The organism is Methylobrevis pamukkalensis (genome assembly GCF_001720135.1).
Classification (GTDB): domain Bacteria; phylum Pseudomonadota; class Alphaproteobacteria; order Rhizobiales; family Pleomorphomonadaceae; genus Methylobrevis; species Methylobrevis pamukkalensis.
In genome coordinates this window covers 1-23,116 of record NZ_MCRJ01000072.1, presented here as the reverse complement: position 1 = coordinate 23,116, position 23,116 = coordinate 1, and the positions used below count along the sequence as shown (strand labels likewise).

Genomic DNA, 23,116 nt, shown 5'->3' with positions numbered 1-23,116 from the left:
TTGTCGGACAGCAGGCGGTGGAGATCGGCGGCGACGGCGCCCGGCCGCGGCGCGCAGAGCAGCACCTCGCGCCCTGTCGGATCGACGGCGCGGGCCACGCGCGCCCCGGCGCCACCGCCGGCGTGATCCGCGCCGCGCCCGACAGCTGCCAGCCCGGCGCGACAGGTCGGCGAAGTCGAGGCCGTAGCGCTCCGCAACGAGGCGATGGAAGGCCGCCGGCCCGACGGACGGATGGCGCGCGAGGCCGTCGGTGCCGAAACCGCGGCGCACGGTGTCCTCCAGCGCGGCCAGCGGCACCGTCCCGAGATCCCACACCACCAGACGGCGCCGTGCGGCGCGCGGGGCCAGCAGATGGACACGGGTGGCCAGACCCGGCATCCGGGCGAGCAGGACGGCCGTCCGCCCGGCCTCGGCAGCCTCGACGGTCATGCCGATCACGAGGCCGGGCCGCGCGCCCTCCAGCCCCTCGGCGACCAGGGCTGCGGCGATCGGCCCTTCCCAGCGCGGCGCCACGGCGTCGAGCAGATCGAGCATCGCCGGCGACAGCCGCCCCACGCCGAGCCGTGCGGCAAGGGCCGCGTTCAGGCGGTCGGCGTCGACGAGGCCGAGGCCGGCGACGATGTCGAGTGGCGCCCGTCCGGTTTCGGTGGCAAGGCGGTGGAGGAAGGCGAGGACGTCGGCCTCCAGCCCGGCGTCGCCGAGCAGCCGGATCACGTTGCTGCCGGACGGCCCGGCCCGCGAGGGCGGAGACACCGCCGGATCCGTCGCTGTCTCCGTTGCCCGGGTCGCGGGATCGGCGAGCGACGCGGGATCGTCCGATGCAGGGACGAGAGCCCCGAACCGGTCCGGACTGCCGGTGCCACCTCCCTCGGGCGGTCCCCACATCCGCGTGCCCCGCTGCCCTGCCGAAATGCCCGGCCGGCCTCGAAAGACGGGATGCGGCGGCCATGATCAGCCAACCGACGCCGGTCCGCCGGCATCCCGATGCGATTTTCATGTTGCGTGCAGCGGCCCGGACCCGAAATATCGATCCGCCGCCGCGATCTGCCCCGCTCCGGCCGCAACCGGAGTTCCCGCATGAAGCGTAATGCAGAGTCCCCGCGACCTTCAATCGCTTTGTTGCAACTCGTCGCTGTTCTCGTCGCAAGTTTCGCCTTCGGAGCTTTCGGCGTCCGCGCGGCGGAGGACGGGATCGTGCCGCGGCTCATCGACCCCGGGCTTGTCGCCGCCGAACAGCCGGCCCGGCCCGGCGTGATCCGCTTCGTCACCAGCGACGACTTCCCGCCGTTCAACTTCACCGACGGCGGCGGCCGGCTGATCGGCTACAACGTCGAGCTGGCCCGGACGCTGTGCCGGCAGGCTGCCGTCGCCTGCACCATCCAGGTTCGCCCGTTCGAGGAACTGGCCGGGGCACTCGCTGCCAACGAGGCGGACGCGGCGATCGCGGGGCTCGCCGACACGGCGGCGGCGCGCGAGACGCTCGCCTTCACCCAGCCCTATCTGCGCCTGCCCGCCCGCTTCGTGACCCGCACCTCGTTTGCCGGCGACGCCATTCCCGAGACCCTGTCCGGCTTTGCCGTCGGCGTCGTGACCGGCTCGCGCTACGAGGACTACCTGCGCGACTTCTTCCCCGGCAGCCGGCGGATCGGCTTTGTAGCGCAGGAAGAGGCGCTCGCGGCGCTGGCTTCAGAAAAGGTCGACGCGGTGTTCGGCGACAGCCTGTCGCTGGGTTTCTGGCTGACGGGACCGGCCGCCAAGGGCTGCTGCCGGCTGGCCGGCGCGGCCTATGTGGAGACCGCCTATTTTCCCGGCGCGCTGCGGATCGCCGTGCGCCGCGAGGACCGGGATCTTGCCGTCTTCCTCGATGCGGCGCTGGTGCGGCTCGACCAGCAGCAGCGGCTCGACGATCTCTACCGCCGCTTCTTCCCGGTCGGGATCTACTGAGGATGGCGCGGGATGACCGTTTCCTCGTCGATCGCGCGTACGGGCCGGGTCCCACGCTGCTTCTCGCCCATGGCGCCGGCCTGCCGATGGACGCACCGCTGATGACGACGTTCGCGGGCAAGGTCGCCGCCGCGGGCGTCACGGTGGTGCGCTTCGAGTTCGCCTACATGGCGATGCGCCGCGCCGGCGCGCGCCGGCCGCCACCACGGGGCGACCGCCTCATCGGCGAGTTCCGCAGCGCGCTGGACGCAGTGAGGGAAGGACTGGAGGGGCACGCCATCGATCCGGCGGCGCCGCTGCTGGCGGGCGGCAAGTCGCTCGGCGGGCGGGTCGCCGCGATGCTGGCGGGGGACGCCGAGGCCGCCAGGTCGATCGCGGGGGTGGTGTGCTGGGGCTATCCGCTGCGGCCACCCGGAAAACCGGCATCCGGAAGGCCGGACCCTCGCAAACAGGACGACCTGCGGCGGGCGCCGCTGCTCGCCTGCCTGCGGCCGATGCTGGTGCTGCAGGGCAGCCGCGACCCGTTCGGCAGCGGCGCCGACCTCAGGGCCGAGGGCCTGCCGGACAGCGTGACCGTCGTGGAGTTTGCCGACGGCGACCACCACCTGAAGCCCCGCGCCCGCAGCGGCGAAAGCCTCGACGGGCATCTGGACGCCGCGGCAGCACGGGTCGCGGCCTTTGCCGCGACGCTCGCCACCTGACGCGCGGCGGCCGGGCAGCCGTGGATCCTTGCGTCAGCTCGCCTTGCGCTGGCGGCGGTCGTGGGCCGGCTGGTAGGCGATGCGGGCGTGATGGGCGCAATAGGGAATGCCGACATCCGACCGGCGACCGCAGAAGAAGAAGTCGTCGCGGCTCGGATCACCGATCGGCCACTTGCAGGTCTGCTCGGTCAGCGTGAGGATCGTCGCGCGCTCGAAGGCGACCACTTCCGGCACCGGGGCGTCTTTCGCCTTGGCTTCCGGGGCGGCTTCCGGCTCGGCCTTGACGGCGAGGTTGCCGATGGTGATCGGCGCGGCCGGGCGCATCGGATGGCTCGGCTCGCGCGCCTTGCGCGGCCGGGCGCCGGCCACCTGGTTCTGCGGCTTGGCGCGGCCGGACAGTCCCAGCCGATGAACCTTGCCGATGACGGCGTTGCGGGTGACACCGCTGAGTTCGGCCGCGATCTGGCTTGCGCTCAGACCCTCCGCCCAGAGGGTCTTCAGCCGCTCGACACGCTCGTCTGTCCAGGACAGTTCGGTCACTTGAGCTTCTCCATCTTGGAGGCTGAATCCTTCGCCATCCGTCCCGCAGATGCGGGAACGCTCGGGCACGGGATCACCGCACCGTCAGGACACAGATGACGAGATACGCCTCATAAGGCCGTCGGGGCCACGAGATGTCGTGGCAACTGACCGGGAACCTACAATATCGGCTGACTCCGTGGCAACGCCGCCGGTCCCGCGCCTGCCGCCTCAAAATACTTTTCCCCAAATAATGTGGGGCTTGACCCCTGCGTTGACAAGCGGCCGAAGCAGGCCGGACCGGCCTCCGGAGGGCGCTTCCCGCGCATGCCGCCGCAGCGGGGCATCCCCGGCGGCCGCGATGCCCCGACAGGGGCGGCCGAACGGTGCCAGAGGCGGGAATCCGGCGCTTTCATGCGGTTTTCACGGCACGGACATTGACAGTCCCTCGGGCCCGCATGGTATACGGGCGCCGACAGGGCCGTACCGCCGAAACCGGGGTGCGGCCTTGAGATTTTCCGGCCTCCCCCGCCCGAAAGGGCCGGCATGCCGCGTCTGGCCCTGCCGCCGGAGCCGGGATCGACCGACACCAGAGCCTCCGGGATCCGATGACCACGCAACCGACCGCCACATCGCCGCTCTATTCGACCTTCTCGCGCGCGACTGTCGCCTTCGAGCGAGGCGAGGGCGCGTGGCTCTACGACACCGACGCAACGCCTGGCTCGACTTCGGCGCCGGCATCGCCGTCAATGCGCTCGGCCACTCCCATCCCCATCTGGTCGAGGCGCTGACCCGCCAGGCCGGCAAGCTGTGGCACACGTCGAACCTGTTCGAGATCCCCGAGCAGACCCGCCTCGGCGCGCGGCTGGTGGCGGAAACCTTCGCCGACCGGGTGTTCTTCTGCAATTCCGGCGCGGAGGCGCTGGAGGCGGCGATCAAGACCGCGCGGCGCTATCACTACGCCCGCGGCAATCCCGAGCGGATCCGCATCATCACCTTCGAGGGCGCCTTCCATGGCCGGACGCTGGCCACCATCGCCGCCGGCGGCCAGGCGAAATATCTCGAAGGCTTCGGCCCGAAGGTCGAGGGCTTCGACCAGGTGCCCTTCGCCGACCTTGACGCCGTGCGCGCCATGGTCGGCCCCGAGACGGCGGCAATCCTGATCGAGCCGGTGCAGGGCGAGGGCGGCGTGCGCCCCGTGCCCCATGCGGTGCTGCGGGCGCTGCGCGAGATCTGCGACGCCGAGGGCATCCTGCTGGTGTTCGACGAGGTGCAGACCGGCATCGGGCGCACCGGCAAGCTGTTCGCCTACGAGTGGAGCGGCATCGCCCCCGACATCCTCGCCTCGGCCAAGGGCCTCGGCGGCGGCTTCCCCGTCGGCGCCTGCCTTGCCACCGAGGAGGCCTCGGCGGCGATGATCCCCGGTACCCATGGCACCACCTTCGGCGGCAATCCGCTGGCGATGGCGGTCGGCAATGCCGTGCTCGACGTGGTGCTGGCCCCCGGCTTCCTCGACCATGTGCGCGAGACCGGCCTGCTGCTCAAGCAGAAGCTGGCGGCGCTGGTCGACGGCCATCCGGCCGTGTTCGCCGCCGTGCGCGGCGAGGGTCTTCTGGTCGGCCTCAAATGCGTGGCGCCGGCCGCCGAGGTGGCCGCGGCGCTGCGCGCCGAGCGCATGATCGGCGTTCCGGCCGGCGACAATGTCGTGCGTCTGCTGCCGCCGCTGACGATCGGCGAGAGCGAGGTCGACGCGGCGCTGGTGCGGCTCGAGGCCGCGGCCGGCCGCATCGAGCAGGCGGCGAGGGCGACGTCATGAGCGCCCGGCCCTCCCCCCGGCATTTCCTCGACCTGACGGACGTTTCCGCGGCCGATCTCCGGTCGATCATCGACCATTCGCGCGCCCTCAAGGCCGTGCGCAACGGCGTGCACCGCGGCGACGGCCCGCTCGCCGGCAAGGTGCTGGCGATGGTGTTCGAGCAGCCCTCGACCCGCACCCGCATCTCCTTCGACGTCGGCATGCGCGAGCTCGGCGGCGAGACGCTGATGCTGACCGGCGCGGAAATGCAGCTCGGCCGCGGCGAGACCATCGCCGACACGGCGCGGGTGCTGTCGCGCTATGTGGACGCGATCATGATCCGCATCCTCGACGAGGAGGCGCTCGCCGAGCTGGCCGCCCATGCCACCGTGCCGGTGATCAACGGCCTCACCCGCCAGTCGCATCCCTGCCAGATCATGGCCGACGTGATGACCTTCGAGGAACACCGTGGCCCGATTGCCGGGCGCAAGGTGGCCTGGGTCGGCGACGGCAACAACGTGCTCGCCTCCTGGGTGCACGCCAGCGCCCGCTTCGGCTTCGAGCTGCGTATCGCCACGCCGCCCGAACTCGCCCTGCGCGCGGGTCCGGTGGAGTGGGCGCGCGCCAACGGCGCCAACGTCCACGTCGGCACCGACGCCTTCGAGGCGGCGGAGGGCGCCGACTGCATCGTCACCGACTGCTGGGTGTCGATGGGCGACAGCGAGACCGAGCGCCGCCACAACCTGCTCCAGCCCTATCAGGTCAACGACCGCCTGATGGCGGTGGCCGCCGACGACGCCATCTTCATGCACTGCCTGCCCGCCCACCGCGAGGAGGAGGTGACCTCCTCGATCATGGACGGTCCGCGTTCGGTGGTGTTCGACGAGGCCGAGAACCGGCTTCATGCCCAGAAGGGCGTGCTCTCCTGGTGCTTCGGCGCCAGCTGACGCCGCCTGCTCCCGGCGCTGTCGGGCCGCCTTCCCGAACAGGGCCGGCCGCATCGGGCATGGCTGGCCTGCCGGCCGCGCCGTTGCGGGGGCCCGGCCGCGTTTCCATATCAGCGCCTTCATCAGCGCCCTCGCGACCGGCCTCTCTCCCGCCGCCGGCGGCATCACGGAACCACAGCGATGACCGACTTTCCTGCGACGACCGCCCCCGGCGTGTCCTCCGACATCATCCTGCCCTTCCAGGTCGACGCGCTCGACGCCCGGGGCCGCACTGTTCATCTGGGCGACGCGCTCGACCGCATCCTCGAGCGGCACGCCTATCCGGAGCCGATCGCCCGCCTGCTCGGCGAGGCGGTGGCGCTGACGGTGCTGCTCGGCTCGTCGCTGAAGTTCGACGGCCGCTTCATCTTCCAGACCCGCAGCGACGGTCCGGTGCACATGCTGGTGGTCGACTTCACCGCCCCCGACGGCGTGCGCGCCTGTGCCCGCTTCGACGCCGAGGAGGTGGCCGTGGCGATCGCCGAGGGCCGCACCAGCCCGGCCGAGCTTCTGGGCAACGGCCATCTGGCGATGACCGTGGACCAGGGGCCGGACATGAGCCGCTACCAGGGCGTCGTGCCGCTTGACGGCCGGTCGCTGGAGGATGCCGCGCACCAGTATTTCGCGCAATCCGAGCAGATCCCGACCAGGGTCCGGCTCGCGGTCGCCGAGGTGCTGACCCGCGGCGACGGCGGCAAGGCGCGCCATGCGTGGCGGGCCGGCGGGCTGATGGTGCAGTTCCTGCCCGAGAACCCCGACCGGATTCCGACCCGCGACCTCGACCCCGGCGATGCGCCGGACGACGTCTATGCCGAGCCGGTGGACGACGACGACGCCTGGACGGAGGTCTCCTCGCTGGTCGGCACCATCGCCGACCACGAACTGACCGATCCGGACGTGTCGGCCGAGCGGCTGCTGTTCCGGCTGTTCCACGAGCGCGGCGTGCGCGTGTTCGATCCGCATCCCGTGACCGAGCGCTGCCGCTGCTCGCGCGACAAGGTCACCGAGATGCTGACGAGCTTCACGCCCGACGACCGCCGCGACATGGTCAAGGACGGCACGATCCAGGTGGTCTGCGAATTCTGCTCGACCGCCTACGACTTCGATCCGGCGACGTTCGGGGACGACGAGAGCTGAAAAAGGCATCAGCGCGGGCGAAGCCGCACCGCGCTGATGGTCTCGTGCTGAACCTTGTCCGGCCGGGCCTCAGCCGCGGGCGAACTGGTCGTCGAAGGCGTAGCCGGCGCCGCGGACGGTGCGGATCGGGTCCTTGGAATTGGCGCGGTTGATCGACTTGCGCAGGCGGCCGACGTGGACGTCGACCGTGCGTTCGTCGACGTAGACGTCGTGGCCCCAGACGCCGTCGAGCAGCTGCTCGCGGGCGAACACCCGGCCCGGGCTCTGCATCAGGAATTCCAGCAGCTTGAACTCGGTCGGGCCGAGGTGGACCTCGCGGCCGGCGCGGCGGACGCGGTGGGTCTCGCGGTCGAGCTCGATGTCGCCGGCGACAAGCTGCGACGACAGGCTCTCGGGCTTGGCCCGGCGCAGGATCGCCTTGACCCGGGCCATCAGCTCGGCGACCGAGAAGGGTTTCACCACATAGTCGTCGGCGCCGGTGGCGAGGCCGCGGACGCGCTCCTGCTCCTCGCCGCGGGCGGTGAGCATGATCACCGGCACGCGCTCGGTTTCCGGGCGCTGGCGCAGCGGCGGCAAAGCTCGATGCCGGACAGGCCGGGCAGCATCCAGTCCAGCAGCACGAGATCCGGCGTCATCTCGCGCAGGCGGATCTCCGCCTCGTCGCCGCGCACGCAGGACTCGACCTCGAAACCCTCGGCTTCCAGATTGTAGCGCAGCAGCAGGCTGACCGGCTCTTCATCTTCGACGATCAGGACCTTCGGCATGGGTGTGTTGCTCTGTCTTGTTCCGGCGCAGGATCCGGTCGGAGCCTGTGGTGGGCCTCAACTCCAGGGCGGCTTGGCGCCAGCCCGGCGGATCCGCCGGGCCGGATTGAGCTCCGTGCAGCGCGGGCGACCGTGGTCGTTCAGCCCGGCAGCGCGACGCGCTCGAGGCTGGTGGTGTCGGCCTTCGGCCGGTCCGGATCCATCATCTCGCCCGTGATCACATAGTGCACGGTTTCGGCGACGTTGGTGGCGTGATCGCCGATCCGCTCCAGGTTCTTGGCGCAGAACAGAAGGTGGGTGCACTGGCTGATGTTGCGCGGATCTTCCATCATGTAGGTGAGAAGTTCGCGGAACAGCGAGGTGTAGAGGGCGTCGATCTCGTCGTCGCCCAGCCGCACCTCGAGCGCCAGAGCGTCGTCCTTGTTGCCGTAGGCATCGAGGACGCTGTTGAGCTGCTGCAGGGCGATTTCGGCCATGTGGTCGAGGCCGACGGTCAGCTTCTTGCTGATCATCTGGCCGTCGATGGCGATCACGCGCTTGGCGATGTTCTTGGCAAGGTCGCCGATCCGTTCCAGATCGTTGGCGATGCGCAGGAAGGAGACGACCTCGCGCAGGTCGCTCGCCATCGGCTGGCGCCGTGCGATCACCAGGATCGCCGCGTCCTCGATCTCGCGCTGCATCTGGTCGAGCCGGCGGTCTTCCGGGATGACCCGCTTGGCGAGCGCAAGGTCGCCGCGGGTCAGGGCCTTGACGGCGTCGGCGACGAGGATCTCCGCAAGCCCGCCCATCTCGGCAATCTTGCCGGCGAGCACACGCAGTTCTTCCTCATAGGCCGAGACAGTATGTTCCGACATTGTCCAACTCCCTCGTCCGGGCCTTTCGGCGCCGGTGTGTCTCTGGTCGAACCGCGCTCCGGCGATCCCGCATGGATCAGCCGAAACGGCCCGTGATGTAATCCTGGGTCCGGCGTTCGCTCGGATTGGTGAAGACATGGTCGGTCGGACCTTCCTCCACCAGGGTGCCGAGATGGAAGAAGGCGGTGCGCTGCGAGACGCGGGCGGCCTGCTGCATCGAGTGGGTCACGATCACGATCGTGAAGTTCTCGCGCAGTTCGTCGATCAGCTCCTCCACCTTGGCGGTGGCGATCGGATCGAGCGCCGAGCAGGGCTCGTCCATCAGGATCACGTCGGGGCTGACGGCGATCGTGCGGGCGATGCACAGACGCTGCTGCTGGCCGCCGGAGAGACCCGTGCCCGGCTCGTGCAGGCGGTCCTTCACCTCGTTGAACAGCGAGGCCTTCTGCAGGCTGGAGACGACGATCTCCTCTAGCTCCGCCTTCGAGCGGGCAAGACCGTGGATCTTGGGGCCGTAGGCGACATTGTCGAAGATCGACTTGGGGAACGGGTTCGGCTTCTGGAACACCATGCCGACCCGGGCGCGCAGTTCGACGACGTCAAGCGAGGCGTCGTAGATGTCGCGGTTGTCGAGCAGGATCTCGCCCTCGACCCGGCAGCCGTCGATGGTGTCGTTCATCCGGTTGAGGCAGCGCAGGAAGGTGGACTTGCCGCAGCCCGACGGCCCGATGAAGGCGGTGACCGACTTCACCGGGATGTCGATGCTGACGCCGTTCAGCGCCTGCTTCTGGCCGTAGAACACCTTGACGTTGTCGGCCTTGACCTTGGTCGGGCGCGGGTGGGGATCCGGGGTGCGAACCGTCTGGAATTCCGGCGTGGGAACATCCCGGGTGGCAAGCGCTACGTCAGCCATGGCAGTCATTCCTTGTGCGATCGAGAGGTGACGTGGGGCAGCCTTCGCTTACCAGCGGCGTTCGAGGCGCTGGCGAAGGAAGATGGCGATGCCGTTCATCACGATGAGGAAGCCGAGCAGGACGAGGATGCCGGCCGAGGTTCGGGAGGTGAAGCCGCGCTCCGGGCTGTCGGCCCAGATGAAGATCTGGGTGGGCAGCGCGGTCGAGGCTTCGAGAATGCCACCAGGCGGGCTGGTGATGAAGGCGTTCATGCCGACGAGCAGCAGCGGGGCCGTCTCGCCCAGCGCCTGGGCAAGGCCGATGATCGTGCCGGTGAGGATGCCCGGCAGGGCCAGCGGCAGCACGTGGTGCATGATCACCTGATGCTTGGAGGCACCGACCCCCAGGGCGCCCTCGCGGATCGACGGCGGCACCGCCTTCAGCGCGTTGCGGGTGACGATGATCATCGTCGGCAGGGTCATCAGCGCGAGCACCATGCCGCCGGCGAGCGGCGCGGAGCGCGGAATGCCGAAGATCTGGATGAACACCGCCAGGCCGAGCAGACCGAACACGATCGACGGCACGGCCGCGAGATTGTTGATGTTGACCTCGATCAGGTAGGTCCACCGGTTGCGCGGGGCGAACTCCTCCAGGTAGATCGCCGCGGCGATACCGACCGGGAAGCTGATCAGGAAGCAGATCAGCAGCGCGTAGAAGGAGCCGGTGATCGCGCCGGCCAGACCGGCAAGTTCCGGGAACCGGCTGTCGGAGTTGAAGAACAGCGCCCAGTTGAAGGGCGCCGAGACCCGGCCGCCGGCCACCAGCGTGTCATAGTAGCCGAGCTGGAGATCGTTCACCCGGCGCTGGCTTTCGGGCAGGTCCCGGTCGATCAGGCCCTTGTTGAGCTGGTCGATCGGGTCGGCCGCCGGCAGCGTCAGCGTCAGCGTGCGGCCGATGACCGACGGATTGGCGACGACCGCATCGCGGACGAAGAACTGGGCGTTGTTGGTGAGCAGCTGGCCGAGCTGGCGCTGCTGCGCCGGGGTGGTTGCCTCCGGAGCCAGTTCGCGCAGGGCATCCCGCACCACGTTGCGGTAGTTGCCGGCAGCCGGATCGGCTGCGTCGACATACTCGGCCTTGATCGGGAAGTCGATCGTCAGCTTGGTCTGGAAGAAGGCGGGGTAGCCGCCGATCACCAGAGTCGCGATCAGGATGCCGAGCAGGCCGACCGCCGTCGAGATGGCGGCAATGCCGTAGAACTGCAGGCGGCGGTTGGCGGCGTGGCGGCTGCGGCGGCGGCCGGCGGCCTGGTCCGAGGTCCAGTCGACGGGACCGGTAAGGGCTGTTTCCGACATCGGTCCCTCCTTATTCGTACTGTTCGCGGTACTTCTTCACGATCTGCAGCGCGAGGATGTTCAACCCCAGCGTGACGATGAAGAGCACGAGGCCAAGGGCGAAGGCGGCAAGCGTCTTCGGGCTGTCGAAGGATGTGTCGCCGATCAGCATCGACACGATCTGCACGGTGACGGTCGTCACCGAGTCCATCGGGTTGATCGTCAGCGTCGCGATCAGGCCGGCGGCCATGACCACGATCATGGTCTCGCCGATGGCGCGGCTGGCGGCGAGCAGGATGCCGCCCATGATGCCCGGGAGGGCGGCCGGCAGCAGCACCTTGGTCATCGTCTCCGACGCGGTCGCACCCATGGCGAGGGAGCCGTCGCGCATGGCCCGGGGCACCGAGCGCAGCGCGTCGTCCGACAGCGACGAGATGAACGGGATGATCATGATGCCCATGACGAAGCCCGCGGCGAGGGCGCTGTTGGGCGAGGTGGCGATGCCCATCAGGCCGCCGGCCTCGCGGATCGCCGGAGCGACGGTCAGCACGGCGAAGAAGCCGAACACGACGGTCGGGATGCCGGCCAGGATCTCCATGATCGGCTTGACCACGTTGCGCACCCGGTCGTCGGCGTATTCGACGAGGTAGATCGCCGTGAACAGGCCGATCGGAATGGCGACGATGAGCGCGATTGCGGAAATCAGCAGGGTGCCGGCGAAGACCGGGACCGCCCCGAAGGCACCGGCACCGGCGACCTGGTCGGCGCGGATGGCGATCTGCGGCTCCCACTTGAGCCCGAACAGGAACTCGTGGATCGGCACGAGACGGAAGAAGGCGATCGACTCGTAGAGCAGCGAGACGATGATGCCGACCGTGGTGAGGATCGCCACGACCGAGCAGAAGACCATCAGCGCGGAGAGGACGCGCTCCACATTGTTGCGGGCCCGGAAGCGCGGGGCGATCCGTGTGCGCGCAAAGACCAGCACGAGGATCATCAGCGCCGCCGCGACCACGACCATCGCCCAGCTGGCGATGTGCTGCCAGGCGAGAAGCCGCTCGGCGGCCGCCCGGATCTCCGGTGCAGGCTCTCCGAAGATCCGGCCCGACGCGAGATTGCGGATCTCGGACAGGGCGAGATTGAGCTCGGCCGGCGACTTTCCGTCGGTGAACGCCTGCGGCAGGCTGGAAATGACGAGATTGTCGAGCATCGCGCCCTGGAAGGACGCCCAGAGCACGACCAGCACGAAGGCCGGAATGCCGACCCAGACGGCGATGAAGGCGCCGTGGTAACCGGGAAGCGAATGGACCTTGTCGCTGCCGGCCCCACCGGCGAAGCGCCTGGCCGAGCCGCGCCCGACATAGTAGGCGACGAGCGACAGGATGACGATGAGTAGCAGCGAATAGCCGACCACGATCTGCCCCCGGAATGATGAGTGCTTGATGCGATGACCTGCCGAGGGTCCACACGGGGACCGGCCTGCGGCACGGGCATCACGACACGCGGCGACGGCGCCCCCGCAAGAAAGGCGGCCGCCCGAAAAGGGCGACCGCCTCGTTCAGACGTCCTGAGATCAGGAGTTCGGAGCTTCCATCGCGGTGCTGCCGGCGACGGCGGCACGGACGGCTTCACGCTTCTCGGCCGACAGCGGGATCAGGCCGCGCTCGGAGAGATAGCCGCCTTCACCGAAGGCTTCCTCGGAGGTGTATTCGGTGACGAATTCCTCGAGGCCCGGGATCACGCCGCGGTGGGCGTTCTTGATGTAGACGAACAGCGGGCGCGACACGGCGTAGGAGCCGTCGGCGATCGTCTCGGTGGACGGGGCAACGCCGTCGATGGCGACGCCGACCAGCTTGTCGGTGTTCTCGTAGAGGAACGAGTAGCCGAAGATGCCGAGGGCGTTCGGATCGGCCTCGAGGCGCTGCACGATCAGGTTGTCGTTCTCACCGGCTTCGATGAACGGACCGTCCTGGCGCATGCGCTCGCAGACTTCGGCCTTCTCTTCCTTGCCGAGAGCCTTGATCGCCGGGAAGGTGTCGCAACCTTCGTGCATCACCAGCTCGACGAAGGCGTCGCGGGTGCCGGACGTCGGCGGCGGGCCGAACACGGTGATCGCGGCCGCCGGGAAGGAGGCGTCGATCTCGTTCCACATCTTGTAGGGGTTGTCGACGATCTTGCCGTCGACTTCAACCTTCGAGGCGAGCGCCTGGAAGATCTGCGCCTTGGTCAGCGGGAAGCTCTTGCCCGAGCGGGCATGGGCGATCGAGAGGCCGTCGTAGCCGAGCAGGACTTCGGTGACCGAGGTCACGCCGTTCTTCTGGCAGTCTTCGAATTCCGACTTCTTCATGGCGCGCGAGGCGCCGGTGATGTCAGCCTGGTCGACGCCGACGCCGCCACAGAAGATCTTCATGCCGCCGCCGGTGCCGGTCGACTCGACGACCGGGGCCGCGCCGCCGGTCGAGGCCGCGAACTGTTCGGCCACCGCCTGGGTGTAGGGGAACACGGTCGAGGAACCCACGATGCGGATCTGGTCGCGGGCTTCGGCAACGCCGGCGAAGGAAACGGTCGCCGCGGCGATGGCGATGGCGCTCGCGTAGCTGGTGAATTTCATCTTGGGGAACTCCCTGTCATTCTTGGGAAGGCCATGGCGCGCGACTGGCGCTGGCCATCGAACTCGACCGGCCGTCGCTTGGACTGGCCGACAGCTCTTGAGTATCGACCTCGCACGACCCTTCTATGACAGTTCATCTACAGTTTTATGACAGACTAAGTATTTGTTTCTGAAACTGGTTTCTCGAGAGGCGCCGGAATGCCCCCGAAATCGGCAAGTTCGATCCACACGGCGAAGACGGCGCCTTCCCCGGCCTTCGACCGGATCGACAGGCGTCCCCGATGCCGGGTGACGATATGCTTGACGATCGCGAGGCCGAGGCCGGTGCCCTTGCGCGCGCGCGAACGGTCGACGTCGACCCGATAGAAGCGCTCGGTCAGCCGCGGCAGGTGCTCGGCCTCGATGCCGGGTCCGTCGTCGCGCACGCTGATCTCGGCGCCAGGGGTTCCGTCCGGTCCCGCACCCGGGCAAGGCCGATCTCGACGCGGCCGCCCTCCCGGCCGTATTTCACCGCGTTCTCCACGAGGTTGGACAGCACCTGCACCAGCTCGTCCTGGTCGCCGCGCACCACGAAGGGCCCCTCGCCGCGCTCGACGACGATCTCGGTGCCGTTCTCGCGGGCGAGTGTCTCAAGCAGGCCGAGCGTGTGGCGCAGCACCGCCTCCAGATCGACCGCCCGGTCCGGCTGGACATGGGCCTTCATCTCGATCCGGCTCAGCGACAGCAGGTCGTCGATCAGGCGGGCCATGCGCTCGCCCTGCTCGAGCATGATCCGCAGGAAGCGCTCGCGGTTGACCTCGTCGTTGCGGGCCGGTCCGAGCAGGGTCTCGACGAAGCCCTTGAGCGAGGCGAGCGGGGTGCGCAGTTCATGGCTGGCGTTGGCGATGAAGTCGCCCCGCATCCGCTCCATGCGGACGAGGTCCGTCCGGTCCGACAGGCGGATCAGCACGAAGTCGACCTTGCCCTCGATCCGGCCGAGGCGCACCGCGGAAATCGCCGCCTCGAAGAAGCGTTCGGTGGGGTTGCGGTCGGTGAAGCGGATCGTCTCGACGACCCCGCCCCGTCCCGTGCGATCGACGGCGGCGAGCAGTTCGGGCACGCGCAGCTTGAACGACAGGGGATCGCCCGGGCGCGCCGGGCCGAAGCTCGCCACGGCGGCCTTGTTGGCGTAGCGCAGGATGCCGTTGCGGTCGGCAATGAAACAGGGGTCGGGCAGCGCCTCGACCAGCATCTTCATGCTCGTGTCCGGCCAGATCGAGGCCGCCGGGCGGGTCGGCGGATCGGCGCGGCGCAGGATCTCCGGCACGGATCCCGACACCAGCACGACCACGAGCACGGCGGCAAACAGCGCGAAAAGGTGGACCGGGCCGACCTCGGGCTCCAGGGACAGCAGGACGCAGCCGGCCGCCAGCACGACCAGCGCAAGGCGCGCCTGGCGCAGCCGCGCCAGCATGCGCGCGCCGGTGCCCGGTTGCCGCTGCTCGTCTTCGCTTGCGGGCATTGCGCCCCCTCCCTCGTGTCGCCGGTCGTCGCTGCGGCAGGGCGCGGCGGAAGCCGGCGTCCTCCAGACAATCCTACCTGGGCGTTCCTTAGCCGGCAATCCAGTGACGAGACCGGCCGCGGCGACATTCCGGCCGTGATTCTCGCGTACGGCGAAGGACCTTGCTAACATCGCGACACGACGGATCGATAACAATGGACACAGGAGCGGCCGGTTGATGGCGAACGGCAGGACGAAGAAGAAGACCGAGGTCATGGATAACGAGACCGCGATCGCCGGGCGCCGGAGCTGGACGCCCGTTCCCGCCCCGGGCCTCGGCGAGGTGCCGGTGATCGAGGTGTCCGGCGAGCCGTTCGACCTGGAGGATCCGCGATTTCCCGAGGCCCTCGAGGATCGCGCGCTCGCCTCGGGCGGCTATCCCTACAAGGAGAAGCTCGACAAGACGGTCTACGCACGGGAGCTGGAGGCGCTGCAGATCGAGCTCGTCAAGGCGCAGCGGCATGTGGCCAATGCCGGGCTGCGGGTGATCGCCCTGTTCGAGGGCCGCGATGCGGCCGGCAAGGGCGGAACGATCGGCGCCATCCGCCAGTACATGAACCCGCGGTCGGCCCGGATCGTGGCGCTGCCGAGGCCCACCGAGGCCGAGCGCGGCCAGTGGTATTTCCAGCGCTACGTCGACCAGTTCCCGACCCGCGGCGAATTCGTGCTGTTCGACCGCTCCTGGTACAACCGGGCCGGCGTCGAGCAGGTGATGGGCTTCTGCACGCCGGAGGAATACCGGCACTTCCTGAAGGCCACCAAGGAATTCGAGGACATGCTGGTCAAGGACGGCATCATTCTCCTGAAGTACTGGATCGACATCGGCCGGGAAATGCAGCTGAAGCGCTTCCACGACCGGCGCCACGACCCGCTGAAGATCTGGAAACTGTCGCCGATGGACGTCAAGGCGCTGACGATGTTCGACGACTACACCGCCGCCCGCGACCGCATGCTGCGGGAAACGCACATGAAGTCCTCGCCGTGGATCATCGCCCGTGCCAACGACAAGCGCCGGGCCCGGCTCGACGTCATCCGCCACCTGCTGGGCCGGATCGACTATCCGGACAAGGACGCAAGGGCGATCGGCACGATCGACGCGCAGATTCTCGGCAGCGGGCCGAAGTTCCTCGGTCTCGGCAAGGGCTGAGGACGCGGCCGGCGACCGCCGGCCGCCAGGGCGGGCGTCAGTCGGCGCGGCGCAGGGGCACGGACAGGACGGCGACCGGAAGGCCGCCGGCGGCGCCGATGCGCACGTGCCCGTCGCAGCTGGCCGCCAGCGTGCGCACCACGAGGCGGCGGACCTCGGCCAGCGCATGGGCCCGGGCCTCGTCGGCACAGCCCGCCTCGTCGTCGCCCTCATGCCCGCGGCCGCGGAAGTCGGCGGCGCGCACGGTCAGCTCGAAGCTCATCGCCCGGATCGCCGGCTCGATGGCGACGTCGAAGCCGGCGAGCGCCATGTCGAGCGCTCGGCGAGGAAGCCCTGCAGCAGGTCGGCGAACAGCTCCGGCGCGCCCTCGACCCGGATCGGCATGCGCGGCACGAGGAAATGCATCTCGCCCCGGCTGCGGCCATCCAGCCGCGGCGTCAACTGATCGACGACATCGACGATGCCGGGGACGACGTCGAACAGGGCGTGGCGCGCCCGGCTGCGGGCGGCCTTCTCGAAGGCGAGCAGCTTGGCGACGATGTCCTGGCGGATCTCGCTGGAATCGGCCTCGATGTCGCCCAGAAGCTGCTCGGCCAGATGATCGAGGCCGCCGCCCGGATCGACGAGGGCCAGCGACGAGGCCGCGTGGATCTTGTCGAGGCTGGCGAGCAGGGCGCGCAGCCAGGTCTGCACCTCGTCCTCGCTCTCGTCGCTGACGACCGCCGCGCGGCGCGGCAGGATGGTGGCGAGGATGCGATCGAGCGAGGCGCTGGAAAGATCGGCCTTGCCGATGAAGCCGCAGGTGCCGGACCGCCGGCCGATCAGCTCGATGTCCTCGTTGTCGAGCGAAGACATCAGCACGATCGGGCAGCCGCCCAGCGACAGCCGGATCTCGTCGATCAGCGGCATGGTCGTTTCGCAGCCGAGCCAGAAGTCGCAGAGGCAGACGTCGAACCGCGCCGCCTGGATATGCTCGCGCGCCTCGCCGAGCGAGGCGGCGAACACCACTTCGGCCTCGTGGAGGGCCAGCCCCTTGAGGTAGCGGTCGAGGAGGAACACGTCCTCCGGATCGTCCTCCACGCAGAGCACGCGGATGCGGCGGCGGGCGGGCAGTTCCGCGTCCGGGCCGACGGCAACGAGGCGCCGGAGGTTGCCCTCGCGCATCTGCCCGTCGGACGTGGAATCGAAGGACCCGCTCATGCACAGAACTCCGCCCGGCGAAGAAAGCACCGCCGCCAAATCACTTGTGGCAAGGTCTGCGACCGCGTGGTGAATGGCAAGATTGTCGCGGATCTTATGCACAGGCCCGCGGCACCGGTTCCTGCCGCCATCGCGCCCCTCGCGCCGGCGCCGGAGCGGCCCCCGGCCGGGATGCCATTGCCAACCCGGCGGGGCAACCGCTATGACGCGCGGGGTCCCTCGGCGGAAACGTCGGGATTTCCGCGGCTTCACAGGGAGAGAGACTGATGGCGATCCTGGTCACCGGCGGGGCGGGCTATATAGGCAGCCACATGGTCCACGCGCTGGTCGACCGCGGAGAGACCGTCATCGTCCTCGACGATCTGTCCACAGGTTTCGACGCGGTCCTGCCCGATCCTGCCCAACTCGTGGTCGGTGACATCGGCGACGAGGCGCTGGTCGGCCGCCTGATCGGCGAATTCGGCATCGACGCGATCGCCCATTTCGCCGGCTCGATCATCGTGCCGGAGTCGGTGTCCGACCCGCTGAAATACTATCGCAACAACACCGTGAACTCGCGCGCGCTGCTCGCCGCGGCGGTGCGCGGCGGGGTGACGTCCTTCCTGTTCTCCTCCACGGCGCCGTCTACGGCGAGCCGGCAAAGGTGCCGATCGACGAGACGACGCCGCCGGCGCCTGTCTCGCCCTATGGCTGGTCGAAGCTGATGACCGAGGTGATGCTGCGCGACACCGCCGCCGCCCACGGCCTGCGCTACGCCGTGCTGCGCTACTTCAACGTGGCCGGCGCCGATCCGCAGGGCCGCACCGGCCAGTCGACGAAGGACGCCACGCATCTGATCAAGATCGCCTCGCAGGCCGCCCACGGCCTGCGCGCCGGCATGAGCGTGTTCGGCACCGACTATCCGACCCCGGACGGCACCTGCCTGCGCGACTACATCCACGTCTCCGACCTGATCGAGGCCCACGTGCTGGCGCTGGCCCACCTGATGGGCGGCGGCGAGAGCCTCACGGCCAACTGCGGCTACGGCGAGGGCTATTCGGTGCTGGAGGTGATCGACGCGGTGAAGCGCGTCTCCGGCGCCGACTTTCCGGTCGAGATCACCGGCCGGCGCGCCGGCGACCCGGCCTCGCTGGTGGCCGATTCCAGCCGCATCCGCGATCTTCTCGGCTGGACGCCGCAATATCAGGACCTCGACGCCATCGTCGGCCACGCGCTCGCCTGGGAAGCGGCGCTGCAGAAGCGCAACAGCCGGCCCTGACCCGTCGTCGGCCCCGACCCGCCGCCGGACGGCCTCGCTGCCCGGCGTACCGCCTCCGCAGTCTCGGCGCGGTCCGGTTCGACGGACCCGGCACGACCGCGGCAACGACAATGCGGCCTGAGCCGCGGAGCGGAAACGCCAGCCCATGACAGACCAGACCATCGAGACATCGGCGCTGCGGACCCTCGATCTCGCCAGCCGGGCGATCGACCGGGTTCGCCAGCAGATCGAGAAGGGGGCGCTGGGCCGCAGCCTGCGCCGGGCGGTGGAGCTGATTGCCGGATCGAGCGGTCGGCTGATCGTCGTCGGCGTCGGCAAGAGCGGCCACATCGGCCGCAAGCTGGCCGCCACCTTCGCCTCCACCGGCACCGCCGCCTATTTCGTGCACCCGACCGAGGCCAGCCACGGCGATCTCGGCATGATCCGCACCGAGGACGTGATCCTTGCCATCTCCTGGTCCGGCGAGACCTCGGAACTTGCCAACATCCTGACCTATGCCAAGCGCTTCGCCGTGCCGTTGATCGCCATGACCTCACGGCCGGCCTCCAGCCTCGCGCGGGCGGCGAGCGCCGTGCTGCTGCTGCCGCAGATCGAGGAGGCCTGCCCGCACGGGCTTGCCCCCACCACCTCCACCACGCTGCAGCTCGTGGTCGGCGACGCGCTCGCGATCTGCCTGCTGGAGCGCAAGGGCTTTTCGGCGGGCGACTTCAAGGTGTTCCACCCGGGCGGGCGCCTCGGCGCGCGTCTCACCTACGTGCGCGACCTGATGCACAAGGGCGAGCGGGTCCCGCTGCTGCCGCCCTCCGCCTCGGTGAGCGAGGCGATCATGGTGATGACGTCGAGCGGCTTCGGCGTCGTCGGCATCGTCGATGACAAGGGCGACTTCATCGGCATCGTCACCGACGGCGACCTGCGCCGCCACATGACCGGCGGCCTGCTCGACCAGCGCGTCGCGGACATCATGACCCGCGAGCCGAAGGTGATCCGCGGCGACGCCATCGCCACCGAGGCGCTGGAGGTCATGCAGCGCGGCAAGATCAGCGTGCTGTTCGCCGTCGACAACGGCAAGCCGATCGGCATCCTGCACATGCTCGACCTGCTGCGCGCCGGTCTCGCCTGAGGGGGGCGCGGACCGGACGGGCGCGCGCGTGCATGGAAGATCCGCCGTTGACCTTCGCAGCCGGCGCACGATCTGACCATGCATTCGCCACATGTCGCCGCGACGATCCGGCGTCGGCTGCCCCGCCTTCCTCCGCCCCTCCCGGACCGCCCATGCGCCGCTTCGCCCTCCTCGTCCTGCTCGTCCTCTTCGTCCTTCCGCTCTCCTCCCATGCCCTGTGGCGCTGGACATCCGGCTGGCCGGGCACGTGGTCGGGGGCGGACTGGTCGTCGGCCGGGATCCTGCCGGCGGCGGCCGTCGCCGACGAGGCGGTGGTGCATGTGATGGCGGCAAGGGTCGGCAACTGGCGCAGCATCTTCGCCCACCACAGCTGGGTGGTGATGAAGCCGGCGGGGGCGGCGACCTACACCCGCTACGACGTGGTCGGCTGGGGCGAGCCGGTGCGCACCAATCACCGGGTGCCGGACGGGCGCTGGTATGGCAACGAGCCGGAGATCCTGCTGACCCTCACCGGGCCGGCGGCGGCCGACGCGGTGCCGGCGATCACCCGCGCGGTCGCCGACTATCCGCACGGCCTGCGCGGCAGCTACCGCGCCTGGCCGGGGCCGAATTCCAACACCTTCGTCGCCCATCTCGCCAGCGAGGTGCCGGCGCTGGCGCCCGCCCTGCTGCCGACCGCCCTCGGCAAGGACTATCGCGGCAGCCTGCTCTATGCCGGGCGCAGCGTCAGCGGCACCGGGCTGCAAGTCTCGCTCGGCGGGGTGTTCGGCGTCACGCTCGGCTGGGTGGAAGGGGCGGAGCTCAATCTCCTCGGCCTCGTCGCCGGCCTCGACCTGCGCCGCCCGGCGCTGAAGCTGCCCGGCTGGGGCCGGCTCGGCATGGCCCCGGCCTGACGGCAGAGCCCGTCCCGCCTCACGCCTGCCGTCGGCACTCGGCCCCCTCGCACTCGGGCGCCCGCTCGTCTACATAGGGGCAACCAGAGCCGCACGAGGAGCCCGACCGTCATGACCAGCCCGAAGCCCGTTTCCGCCGGCGGCGTCACCTTCGCCAACGACCGGCCCTTCGTGCTGATCTCCGGCCCCTGCCAGATCGAAAGCCGCGAGCATGCGCTGAAGATCGGCGCCTTCCTCGACGCGGAAACGAAGAAGGCCGGCGTGCCCTTCGTATTCAAGGCCTCCTACGACAAGGCCAACCGCACCTCGCTGAAGGGCACCCGCGGCGTCGGCATCGAGGCCGGCCTCGCCATCCTCGCCGAGGTGCGCGACACCTTCGGTTGCCCGGTGCTGACCGACATCCACGACATCGAGCAGGCGCGGCGCGCCGCCGAGGTGGTGGACATCCTGCAGATCCCCGCCTTCCTCTCCCGCCAGACCGACCTGCTGGTCGCCGCCGGCGAGACCGGCCGGGTGATCAACGTCAAGAAGGGCCAGTTCCTCGCGCCGTGGGACATGGCCAACGTCGCCGAGAAGATCGCCTCCACCGGCAACGGGAACATCCTGCTCTGCGATCGCGGCACCTCCTTCGGCTACCAGACGCTCGTCTCCGACTTCCGCGGCCTGCCGATCATGGCCGAGACCGGCTATCCGGTGGTGTTCGACGCCACCCATTCGGTGCAGGAGCCGGGCGGGCGCGGCAACAGCTCGGGGGGAAAACGCGACTATGCCCCGGCGCTCGCCCGCGCGGCGGTCGCGGTCGGCTGCTCCGCCGTCTTCGCCGAAGCCCACGACGACCCCGACAACGCCCCCTCCGACGGCCCCAACATGCTGCCGCTGACCTGGATCCCGGGCTTCCTCGCCGACCTCGTGGCGCTGGACAAGGTGGCGAAGCACCGGAGCCTGCGCCAAGGGTATTGAGGGGGGGGGCACGTTCACCGCGCGCCCGCCCCATCGTCACCGCCGCGCTCTCCCTCGTCATCCCCGCGAGGCGTTCTGCCGTCCGGTTCGGCGCGGACAAGGGAGCGTTGGGATTTTCAGCCTTTCTCCGTCATCGCCGGGCCTGACCCGGCGACCCAATGGCCGCGCTGCAGCCGGAGTGCTCGGCAGGAAAATCATGACATAACAGAAAGATAGGCGGCGCCAGGCGGAGAGGCCAGTGGGTTGCCGGGTCAGGCCCGGCAATGACGGCAGAGAGGCCGTGCCCTCTGCCGCGCACCCTCGCCCTCGTCATTCCCGCGCGCTCCATCGTCATCCCCGCCTTCGAGGGATTACGACGGAGAGGATGGCACACGATCAGGCCGCGAGCGCCTCGCCGAAGGCCTGCCGGATCGCCTCGGCCTCGGCGTCCGGCAGCCAGCGCGTCATCTGCGGCACGAGCGTCTCGATCAGCCGGCGGCGCTTGAGCGGCAGCCCGTCCGCGCCCGCGTCGCGCGCCTCGTCCAGCATCGCCGCCAGCTTGCGGCGAACGCGGTCCGGATCGGCCGTGGCCACCTTCTGGGCCGGCGCCGCACCGGCAAACATGTCAAGCTGGGCCATCCGGCGCATCCTTGTTGGTCACCTCCGCATTTTCGGATGCGAGGCCGAGGTTCGCAACGCTCAGAAGCGGCTGTCCAAGGATTTGTTCCATCAGCGCCGCCTGCCGCGGCTCCAGCAGCACAAGCCGGCCCAGCACGTGCAGGAGGTTCATCAGGTCGGTGGTGTACTCGCCCGGCCAATGGTCCGGCTGGATCGCATCGAGCGGCGACGGCGGCCGGCGGTCGCCGATCTGCGGGCGCGTGCGGTCGCGGCGGCGGTAGCTGAACCACTGCCGCACGACCGCCTTGCCCGAGACCTCGTAGGCCAACACCTCCGGCATGACGTTGTCGATATGCCCCTTGCCGACGGTGAGCCGGCGGGTCGCGGGGTCATAGTCCATGGTTTCGGGCAGCGGCTCCGGCGCGCCGGGGATCGCCCCGCCGACCGGAATGACCGGCGCGAGCGATTTTTCGAGGCGCGGCGGCTGGTGCGGTCGCCCGGCCCCTGCATCGTCAAAACGCTCGCCGTAGGTGTGCAGCCAGATCACCTCGCGGCCGATCGCCACGGCCTCGGCGAAGAGGCCGGCATCGGCAGTGACCGGCACACGCAGGCCCGGCTGCTTCAGGTCATCCTGAAACCGCGCGGTGAAGGCCGGATGCGCCAGCACGGCGGCGATGTAGGCCATCAGGTCAGGGGCAGGGACATCGTGGCCGTAGGCTTCGGCCAGATGGGCGAGGACGACAGAAGTGGCGTTCGGCTGTGTTGCCTCGGCATTGGCCCAGAGCGGGTACACGCGACCGCCACGACCATTGTAGTGATGCAAATCAGGCAGCGCAGCAGACAGCGTCAGCGCCGGGCCATTA

At 69.6% G+C, this 23,116-nt stretch carries 21 protein-coding genes and 3 pseudogenes; 10 read left to right on the top strand and 14 right to left on the bottom strand.

What is annotated here, in order from left to right; genetic code table 11:
• On the bottom strand, window positions 1–753 hold a 753-nt coding region (locus tag A6302_RS12800), incomplete at its 3' end, for a hypothetical protein (RefSeq protein ID WP_210183327.1).
• A 441-nt stretch (window positions 754–1,194) separates the two neighbouring features.
• Here A6302_RS12800 and A6302_RS12795 point away from each other — a divergent pair.
• Window positions 1,195–1,944 (top strand): transporter substrate-binding domain-containing protein, encoded by a 750-nt coding sequence (locus A6302_RS12795; protein ID WP_169833577.1) that lies wholly within the window; start codon window positions 1,195–1,197, stop codon window positions 1,942–1,944.
• Window positions 1,945–1,946: 2 nt separating this feature from the next.
• Window positions 1,947–2,645 (top strand): alpha/beta family hydrolase, encoded by a 699-nt coding sequence (locus tag A6302_RS12790; RefSeq protein ID WP_069307357.1) that lies wholly within the window; start codon window positions 1,947–1,949, stop codon window positions 2,643–2,645.
• A gap of 33 nt (window positions 2,646–2,678) precedes the next feature.
• Here the strand turns inward: A6302_RS12790 and A6302_RS12785 are convergent, their stop codons facing one another.
• Window positions 2,679–3,185: a GcrA family cell cycle regulator gene (locus tag A6302_RS12785; protein WP_069307356.1), complete on the bottom strand. Its 507-nt coding sequence runs from the start codon at window positions 3,183–3,185 to the stop codon at window positions 2,679–2,681.
• A 587-nt stretch (window positions 3,186–3,772) separates the two neighbouring features.
• Between A6302_RS12785 and A6302_RS12780 the strand changes: the two are divergent.
• The 3 genes and pseudogenes from A6302_RS12780 to A6302_RS12770 all read left to right on the top strand — a co-directional run bounded on the left by A6302_RS12780 (window position 3,773) and on the right by A6302_RS12770 (window position 7,082).
• Window positions 3,773–4,980 (top strand): annotated as a pseudogene (locus A6302_RS12780) (acetylornithine transaminase).
• A complete protein-coding gene (argF, locus tag A6302_RS12775; RefSeq protein ID WP_069307355.1) occupies window positions 4,977–5,906 on the top strand; it encodes an ornithine carbamoyltransferase in 930 nt (309 codons plus the stop codon). Before A6302_RS12780 ends, argF begins: the two are co-directional and overlap by 4 nt.
• A gap of 180 nt (window positions 5,907–6,086) precedes the next feature.
• Complete coding sequence (locus A6302_RS12770) at window positions 6,087–7,082, top strand: Hsp33 family molecular chaperone (protein ID WP_069307354.1); 996 nt, start codon at window positions 6,087–6,089, stop codon at window positions 7,080–7,082.
• Window positions 7,083–7,151: 69 nt separating this feature from the next.
• On the opposite strand, the pseudogene phoB reads toward A6302_RS12770, so the two are convergent.
• From phoB to A6302_RS12730, 8 genes and pseudogenes are all read right to left on the bottom strand, one after another.
• Window positions 7,152–7,846 (bottom strand): annotated as a pseudogene (gene phoB / locus A6302_RS12765) (phosphate regulon transcriptional regulator PhoB).
• A gap of 140 nt (window positions 7,847–7,986) precedes the next feature.
• Window positions 7,987–8,700: a phosphate signaling complex protein PhoU gene (gene phoU, locus A6302_RS12760; protein ID WP_069307353.1), complete on the bottom strand. Its 714-nt coding sequence runs from the start codon at window positions 8,698–8,700 to the stop codon at window positions 7,987–7,989.
• Window positions 8,701–8,776: 76 nt separating this feature from the next.
• On the bottom strand, window positions 8,777–9,613 hold the full coding sequence (gene pstB, locus A6302_RS12755) for a phosphate ABC transporter ATP-binding protein PstB (RefSeq protein ID WP_083255739.1): 837 nt from the start codon (window positions 9,611–9,613) through the stop codon (window positions 8,777–8,779).
• Window positions 9,614–9,661: 48 nt separating this feature from the next.
• Window positions 9,662–10,948, bottom strand: coding sequence for a phosphate ABC transporter permease PstA (gene pstA, locus A6302_RS12750; RefSeq protein ID WP_069307351.1), 1,287 nt, complete (start codon window positions 10,946–10,948; stop codon window positions 9,662–9,664).
• 10 nt (window positions 10,949–10,958) lie between these two features.
• Window positions 10,959–12,341 (bottom strand): phosphate ABC transporter permease subunit PstC, encoded by a 1,383-nt coding sequence (gene pstC / locus A6302_RS12745; RefSeq protein ID WP_069307350.1) that lies wholly within the window; start codon window positions 12,339–12,341, stop codon window positions 10,959–10,961.
• A gap of 159 nt (window positions 12,342–12,500) precedes the next feature.
• Window positions 12,501–13,538 (bottom strand): substrate-binding domain-containing protein, encoded by a 1,038-nt coding sequence (locus tag A6302_RS12740; protein ID WP_069307349.1) that lies wholly within the window; start codon window positions 13,536–13,538, stop codon window positions 12,501–12,503.
• Window positions 13,539–13,693: 155 nt separating this feature from the next.
• A complete protein-coding gene (locus tag A6302_RS24535) occupies window positions 13,694–13,963 on the bottom strand; it encodes an ATP-binding protein (RefSeq protein WP_069307348.1) in 270 nt (89 codons plus the stop codon).
• Window positions 13,915–15,039: a histidine kinase dimerization/phospho-acceptor domain-containing protein gene (locus A6302_RS12730; protein WP_069307347.1), complete on the bottom strand. Its 1,125-nt coding sequence runs from the start codon at window positions 15,037–15,039 to the stop codon at window positions 13,915–13,917. The genes A6302_RS24535 and A6302_RS12730 overlap by 49 nt, the downstream gene beginning before the upstream one ends.
• 217 nt (window positions 15,040–15,256) lie before the next feature.
• Between A6302_RS12730 and ppk2 the strand changes: the two genes are divergently transcribed.
• Entirely contained in the window at window positions 15,257–16,225 is a 969-nt protein-coding gene (gene ppk2, locus A6302_RS12725) for a polyphosphate kinase 2 (protein WP_245294052.1), read from the top strand.
• A gap of 37 nt (window positions 16,226–16,262) precedes the next feature.
• Here ppk2 and A6302_RS12720 read toward each other — a convergent pair whose 3' ends face one another.
• Together A6302_RS12720 and A6302_RS12715 are read right to left on the bottom strand one after the other, a co-directional pair.
• A complete protein-coding gene (locus tag A6302_RS12720) occupies window positions 16,263–16,535 on the bottom strand; it encodes a hypothetical protein (protein ID WP_069307346.1) in 273 nt (90 codons plus the stop codon).
• Window positions 16,484–17,425, bottom strand: a complete 942-nt coding sequence (locus tag A6302_RS12715) for a response regulator (protein ID WP_069307345.1) — start codon at window positions 17,423–17,425, stop codon at window positions 16,484–16,486. The genes A6302_RS12720 and A6302_RS12715 overlap by 52 nt, the downstream gene beginning before the upstream one ends.
• A gap of 266 nt (window positions 17,426–17,691) precedes the next feature.
• On the opposite strand from A6302_RS12715, the pseudogene galE reads away from it, so the two are divergent.
• The 4 genes and pseudogenes from galE (at window position 17,692) to kdsA (ending at window position 21,656) form a co-directional block, all read left to right on the top strand.
• Window positions 17,692–18,683, top strand: a pseudogene (gene galE / locus A6302_RS12710) (UDP-glucose 4-epimerase GalE).
• A gap of 145 nt (window positions 18,684–18,828) precedes the next feature.
• Window positions 18,829–19,803, top strand: a complete 975-nt coding sequence (locus tag A6302_RS12705) for a KpsF/GutQ family sugar-phosphate isomerase (RefSeq protein ID WP_069307344.1) — start codon at window positions 18,829–18,831, stop codon at window positions 19,801–19,803.
• A gap of 152 nt (window positions 19,804–19,955) precedes the next feature.
• Complete coding sequence (locus A6302_RS12700; protein ID WP_069307343.1) at window positions 19,956–20,696, top strand: DUF3750 domain-containing protein; 741 nt, start codon at window positions 19,956–19,958, stop codon at window positions 20,694–20,696.
• 111 nt (window positions 20,697–20,807) lie between these two features.
• On the top strand, window positions 20,808–21,656 hold the full coding sequence (gene kdsA / locus A6302_RS12695; protein WP_069307342.1) for a 3-deoxy-8-phosphooctulonate synthase: 849 nt from the start codon (window positions 20,808–20,810) through the stop codon (window positions 21,654–21,656).
• Between the two features lie 375 nt (window positions 21,657–22,031).
• On the opposite strand, the gene A6302_RS12690 is transcribed toward kdsA, so the two are convergent.
• Window positions 22,032–22,274, bottom strand: coding sequence for a hypothetical protein (locus A6302_RS12690; protein ID WP_069307341.1), 243 nt, complete (start codon window positions 22,272–22,274; stop codon window positions 22,032–22,034).
• Window positions 22,261–23,116 (bottom strand): type ISP restriction/modification enzyme (locus A6302_RS23000; RefSeq protein ID WP_342586271.1); only part of this gene is annotated, 856 nt, incomplete at its 5' end. The genes A6302_RS23000 and A6302_RS12690, both read right to left, overlap by 14 nt.

Bases quoted from the DNA above. Each gene is read 5' to 3' on its own strand.
- A6302_RS12790 (WP_069307357.1), top strand. From the start codon at position 1,947: ATGGCGCGGGATGACCGTTTCCTCGTCGATCGCGCGTACGGGCCGGGT.
- argF (WP_069307355.1), top strand. From the start codon at position 4,977: ATGAGCGCCCGGCCCTCCCCCCGGCATTTCCTCGACCTGACGGACGTT.
- A6302_RS12770 (WP_069307354.1), top strand. From the start codon at position 6,087: ATGACCGACTTTCCTGCGACGACCGCCCCCGGCGTGTCCTCCGACATC.
- phoU (WP_069307353.1), bottom strand. From the start codon at position 8,700: ATGTCGGAACATACTGTCTCGGCCTATGAGGAAGAACTGCGTGTGCTC.
- pstB (WP_083255739.1), bottom strand. From the start codon at position 9,613: ATGGCTGACGTAGCGCTTGCCACCCGGGATGTTCCCACGCCGGAATTC.
- pstA (WP_069307351.1), bottom strand. From the start codon at position 10,948: ATGTCGGAAACAGCCCTTACCGGTCCCGTCGACTGGACCTCGGACCAG.
- A6302_RS12740 (WP_069307349.1), bottom strand. From the start codon at position 13,538: ATGAAATTCACCAGCTACGCGAGCGCCATCGCCATCGCCGCGGCGACC.
- A6302_RS12730 (WP_069307347.1), bottom strand. From the start codon at position 15,039: ATGCCCGCAAGCGAAGACGAGCAGCGGCAACCGGGCACCGGCGCGCGC.
- ppk2 (WP_245294052.1), top strand. From the start codon at position 15,257: ATGGCGAACGGCAGGACGAAGAAGAAGACCGAGGTCATGGATAACGAG.
- A6302_RS12720 (WP_069307346.1), bottom strand. From the start codon at position 16,535: ATGGCGCTCGCCGGCTTCGACGTCGCCATCGAGCCGGCGATCCGGGCG.
- A6302_RS12715 (WP_069307345.1), bottom strand. From the start codon at position 17,425: ATGAGCGGGTCCTTCGATTCCACGTCCGACGGGCAGATGCGCGAGGGC.
- A6302_RS12705 (WP_069307344.1), top strand. From the start codon at position 18,829: ATGACAGACCAGACCATCGAGACATCGGCGCTGCGGACCCTCGATCTC.
- A6302_RS12700 (WP_069307343.1), top strand. From the start codon at position 19,956: ATGCGCCGCTTCGCCCTCCTCGTCCTGCTCGTCCTCTTCGTCCTTCCG.
- kdsA (WP_069307342.1), top strand. From the start codon at position 20,808: ATGACCAGCCCGAAGCCCGTTTCCGCCGGCGGCGTCACCTTCGCCAAC.
- A6302_RS12690 (WP_069307341.1), bottom strand. From the start codon at position 22,274: ATGGCCCAGCTTGACATGTTTGCCGGTGCGGCGCCGGCCCAGAAGGTG.